The sequence below is a fragment of the Mesorhizobium sp. M1E.F.Ca.ET.063.01.1.1 genome (assembly GCF_003998155.1).
Lineage (GTDB): Bacteria > Pseudomonadota > Alphaproteobacteria > Rhizobiales > Rhizobiaceae > Mesorhizobium.
In genome coordinates this window covers 1-4,684 of the sequence record NZ_RZSC01000471.1, presented here as the reverse complement: position 1 = coordinate 4,684, position 4,684 = coordinate 1, and the positions used below count along the sequence as shown (strand labels likewise).

Here is a 4,684-nt window from a genome sequence, read left to right as displayed (position 1 = left end):
CTTCTGCGCCGCGGGATGGTCGATAGGCAGCTCGATCTCGACGCGCTGGCGCTCGCCGCCCACCTCGAGCTCTACTCGTCTGGTACCGGCGACGCGCCGGCTGGCGGCGACCGTGCCGGCGATGCAGCCGCTGCAGCCGTCGAGCAGCTCGACATCGTGCGGACGGAAATAGAGCAGTGCCTCGCCGGACGGAGCGTTCGGCGCCGGCAGGCCGATCGGCCGGTCGGCGAGCCAGATCTCGCCATTGTCGACCTTGACCGGCAGCGAGCTCGATTCGCCGATGAAGCTGTAGACGAAAGGTGAGTTCGGCGTGTCGTAGATCTCGTCGGCCGAGCCGACCTGCTCGATGCGGCCCTGGCTCATCACGACAACGCGGTCGGCAAGCTCCAGCGCCTCTTCCTGGTCGTGAGTGACGAAGACGGTTGTGTGGCCGGTGGCGTCGTGGATCTCGCGCAGCCAGCGGCGCAGTTCGCGACGCACCTGGGCGTCGAGCGCGCCGAACGGCTCGTCGAGCAAGAGCACCTTGGGCTCGATCGCCATGGCGCGGGCCAGCGCCACGCGCTGGCGCTGACCGCCGGAGAGCTGTGCCGGATAGCGCTTTTCCAGGCCCGAAAGCTGGACAAGGTCGAGCAATTCGGAAGCACGGCGGCGGATCTCCTGCGTGGAGGGGCGTGCGGCGCCGTGCCGGACCTTGAGGCCGAAGCCGATGTTGTCGGCAACCGTCATATGGCGGAACAGCGCGTAATGCTGGAAGACGAAGCCGACATTGCGCTCCTGGATCGACTTCTGCGAGGCGTCTTCCTCGCCGAAGTAGATGGCGCCCTTGGTCGGACGCTCAAGACCGGCGATCAGCCGGAGCAGGGTCGTCTTGCCGGAGCCGGACGGTCCAAGCAGAGCGATGAGCTCGCCTGACCTGATGTCGAGCGACACGTCGTGGAGCGCCGGAAACAGCTCAAACTCCTTGCGCACGTTGACAACGCGAACTTCCATACAGATCCCTCAGTTAGTTGATGCATGTCGTTGTCCCAAAACCGCTACACACTTTTGGGCGACATGCATCTTAGTGTCCGCGCGTCGCGGCGATCTCGGCGCCGTAGCGCATCTCGAGAAGTGTTTTCAAGACCAGTGTCACCAGCGCTAGGCCGGCAAGCAGCGAAGCGACGGCGAAAGCGCCGACGGCGTTGTACTCATTGTAGAGGATTTCGACATGCAGCGGCATGGTGTTGGTGAGGCCGCGTATGTGGCCGGACACCACCGACACCGCGCCGAACTCGCCCATGGCGCGGGCATTGCAGAGCAGCACGCCATAGAGCAGACCCCATTTCACGTTGGGGAGCGTCACATACCGGAAGGTCTGCCAGCCATTGGCGCCCAGCGAAAGCGCGGCTTCCTCGTCGCCATTGCCCTGTTCCTGCATCAGCGGGATCAACTCGCGCGCAACGAAGGGGAAGGTGACGAAAACGGTGGCGAGCACGATGCCCGGCACGGCGAACAAAATCTGGATGCCGTGCGCCTTCAGCCATTCGCCGAGCAACCCCTGTGCGCCGAACAGAAGCACATAGACCAGGCCGGAAATGACCGGCGAGACCGAAAAGGGCAGGTCGATAAGCGTGGTGAGGAAGGCTTTGCCCTTGAACTCGAACTTGGCGATCGCCCAGGCGGCCGAGATGCCGAAAATGACGTTGAGCGGCACCGAGATAGCGGCCACAAGCAGCGTCAGGCGGATCGCCGATCTGGTGTCGGGGCTGCCAAGCGCTTCCGTGTAGGTGCCGATGCCCTTGGCAAGCGCCTCGTGGAAGACGACGATCAGCGGCAGAAGCAGAAAGACGGCGAGGAAGGCAAAGGCAATCCCCATAGCCACCCAGCGCACCGGCTGGCTTTCGGTGACCGCCGCCGACTGGCTTTCGTGAAGCGGCTCGTAGGATTTGATCTCGGGGTCAGCCATAGCGCTTGCGGCTCCATGACTGCACGAGATTGACGACCAAAAGCATTACAAAGGACAGCGCCAGCATGATCGCGGCGATCGCGGTCGCCGCGGCGTAATTGTATTCCTCCAACCTGATCACGATCAGAAGCGGTGCGATCTCCGATTTGAAGGGCAGGTTGCCGGCAATGAAGATGACCGAGCCGTATTCGCCGACGCCGCGCGCGAAAGCGAGCGAGAAGCCGGTGATGATGGCCGGCGCCAGTCCGGGGAAGAGCACGCGAGTGATGATCTGGAAGCGGTTGGCGCCCAGCGTGGCCGCCGCCTCCTCGACCTCCTTGTCGAGTTCTTCCATGATCGGCTGGACAGTGCGCACGACGAAAGGCAGCCCGATGAAGACGAGCGCCACGACAATGCCGAGTGGCGTGTAGGCAACCTTGATGCCGAGCGGTGCCAGAAGGTGGCCGATCCAGCCGTTCGGTGCGTAAAGGGTGGTTAGCGCGATGCCGGCGACCGCCGTGGGCAGCGCGAAGGGCAGGTCGACCATCGCATCGGCGATGCGGCGGCCGGGGAAACGATAGCGGACCAGCACCCAGGCGACGACGGTGCCGAACACGACATTGACCGCGGCGGCGATGAAAGCGGTGCCGAAGCTGATCTTCAGCGCGTTGAGGGTGCGGCGGTCGACGGCGATCGCCCAGAAATCGGTCCAGCCGAGCGCGGCCGAACGCCAGACCAGCCCCGAGAGCGGGATGAGGATGATGAGCGTGAGGTAGGCAAGCGAGAAGCCGAGCGTCAATCCGAAACCCGGAATGACGCTCGGCTGTCTGAACCGCCACCCCGCCTGGGCGGGTGCTGTGGTCATGTCGTCCTGATCTATATCCTAGCTTACTGGGCCGGCTTATAAATCTGGTCGAATACACCACCGTCGCCGAAATGGTAAGGCTGCGCTTTCTTCCAGCCGCCGAATTGCGGATCGTCGACGGTGACAAGCTTGATTGCCGGCAGCTTGGCAAGGTCCTCGGCGGGCACCAGGTCGGGCTTGGCCGGACGATAGTGGTTCTTGGCGATGATGGTCTGGCCTTCCTTGGAATAGAGCCAGCCGAGATAAGCCTCGGCGACCTTGCGCGTGCCCTTGGCGTCGACATTGGCATCGACGACGGCGACCGGCGGCTCGGCAAGGATCGAGGTCGGCGGGTAGACGATGTCGAAATTGTCGGCGCCGAATTCGTCAAGCGCGAGATAGGCCTCGTTCTCCCAGGCGATCAGCACGTCGCCGAGGCCCTTCTGCGCGAAGGTCACCGTCGAGCCGCGCGCGCCGGTATCGAGCACCGGGACATTGGCGTAAAGCTTGCCGACGAATTCCTTGGTCTTGGCTTCGTCTTTGCCGTCATTGGCGTTGGCATAGGCCCAGGCGGCAAGATAGTTCCAGCGCGCGCCGCCGGACGTCTTCGGGTTCGGCGTGATCACCTGGACGCCGTCCTTAACCAAGTCGCTCCAGTCGTGGATGCCCTTGGGATTGCCCTTGCGCACCAGGAAGATGATGGTCGAAGTGTAGGGTGCCGAGTTGTTCTCGAACTTGGTGCGCCAGTCAGGGTTGATCTTCTTCGTCTTCGAGACGATGGCGTTGATATCGCCTTCGAGCGCCAGCGTCACGACATCGGCGTCGAGACCGTCGATCACCGCCCTGGCCTGTGCGCCCGATCCGCCATGCGACTGCTGGATGGTGACGGTCTCGCCAGTCTCGGCCTTCCAGTGCGCGGCGAAGGCCTCGTCATAGGCCTTGTAGAGCTCACGGGTCGGGTCGTAGGACACGTTCAGAATGGTCGTATCGGCAAACGCGAAACCGAGCGTGCCGAACTGGACAGATGTGGCGACCAGCGCGCCGAGCAGTTTCCTGAAATGAGGGTTGGTCATTTCCGCCTCCGTTGATGACGGCCGAACTCTACCGAATTGATAGAATTTAGATGCATTCAATGTTGCCTTTTTTGCCCCATCAAAGCAATTTTTCGCCGACGGCCGGCATATTCGGGAAACATTTTCCTCATATTAGCCAGAGCAGGCTCTGCGCCTGTCCGACGCCATCTAGAGACGGCTGGCGTGGCGGCAAGGTCTGAGCAGCGTGAGATTTGCGTTGGGGTCGATCCGCCCTTTCATGGCGCGGTGACGGGAAAGTCGAAACGCTGCTTGGCGAACGGTTCGTCTCGCAGCGTGAAGTGCCACCATTCGCGCGCATAATTGCGGAAACCGGCGGCGCGCATGGCCGACAGCAGCCTCTTGCGGTTGGCTGCCGCTTCGGCGGGAAGAGGGCGGTGGGCCGTCTCGCTCGTCGGGTCGAAACAGTCGAAGCCGGTGCCGAAATCGAGCGTGACCGCATCGGGGGCGCCGCAGGCGGGATCAGCGGCGCTTTTCTTGTCCATGGCGGCGAAGGCGAGGTCGACAGTCGAACCGCGCGAGTGGCTGGACAGTTCGCCGACATAACCCTTGGCAATGAGATCGCCGCGTTTGGCCGTCGGGTACCATTGCGGGTCGGGCGGACCGCCTTCTTTCGTCCATCTCCCCATGTCGGCGACGGCGCGCGCCGGGCGGTAGCAGTCGAAGACGACGAGCGTCAGGCCTTTGGCGCTCAATGCTTTCTGGACACTGGAGAGCGCCTTTGCCGCCTGTTCTGTCAGGATGCAGCCGGGGGCTTCGTAACCATCCACCTTGCGGCGCAGGAAGTTCTTGATACCGGCATAGCGGATATCCTGACGGATGGTC

At 63.0% G+C, this 4,684-nt stretch carries 5 protein-coding genes; all 5 read right to left on the bottom strand.

Annotated features, from left to right (window positions below):
• The coding region (locus EOA29_RS25670; protein WP_145969794.1) for a sulfate/molybdate ABC transporter ATP-binding protein at positions 1-990 on the bottom strand (990 nt) is incomplete at its 3' end.
• 70 nt (positions 991-1,060) lie between these two features.
• Positions 1,061-1,945, bottom strand: coding sequence for a sulfate ABC transporter permease subunit CysW (gene cysW, locus EOA29_RS25665; RefSeq protein ID WP_126093007.1), 885 nt, complete (start codon positions 1,943-1,945; stop codon positions 1,061-1,063).
• On the bottom strand, positions 1,938-2,789 hold the full coding sequence (gene cysT, locus EOA29_RS25660) for a sulfate ABC transporter permease subunit CysT (protein WP_126093008.1): 852 nt from the start codon (positions 2,787-2,789) through the stop codon (positions 1,938-1,940). The genes cysW and cysT overlap by 8 nt, the downstream gene beginning before the upstream one ends.
• 23 nt (positions 2,790-2,812) lie before the next feature.
• On the bottom strand, positions 2,813-3,841 hold the full coding sequence (locus tag EOA29_RS25655) for a sulfate ABC transporter substrate-binding protein (RefSeq protein ID WP_126093009.1): 1,029 nt from the start codon (positions 3,839-3,841) through the stop codon (positions 2,813-2,815).
• Positions 3,842-4,077: 236 nt separating this feature from the next.
• A partial coding sequence (locus EOA29_RS25650) for a M15 family metallopeptidase (protein WP_127221791.1) occupies positions 4,078-4,684 on the bottom strand: 607 nt, incomplete at its 5' end.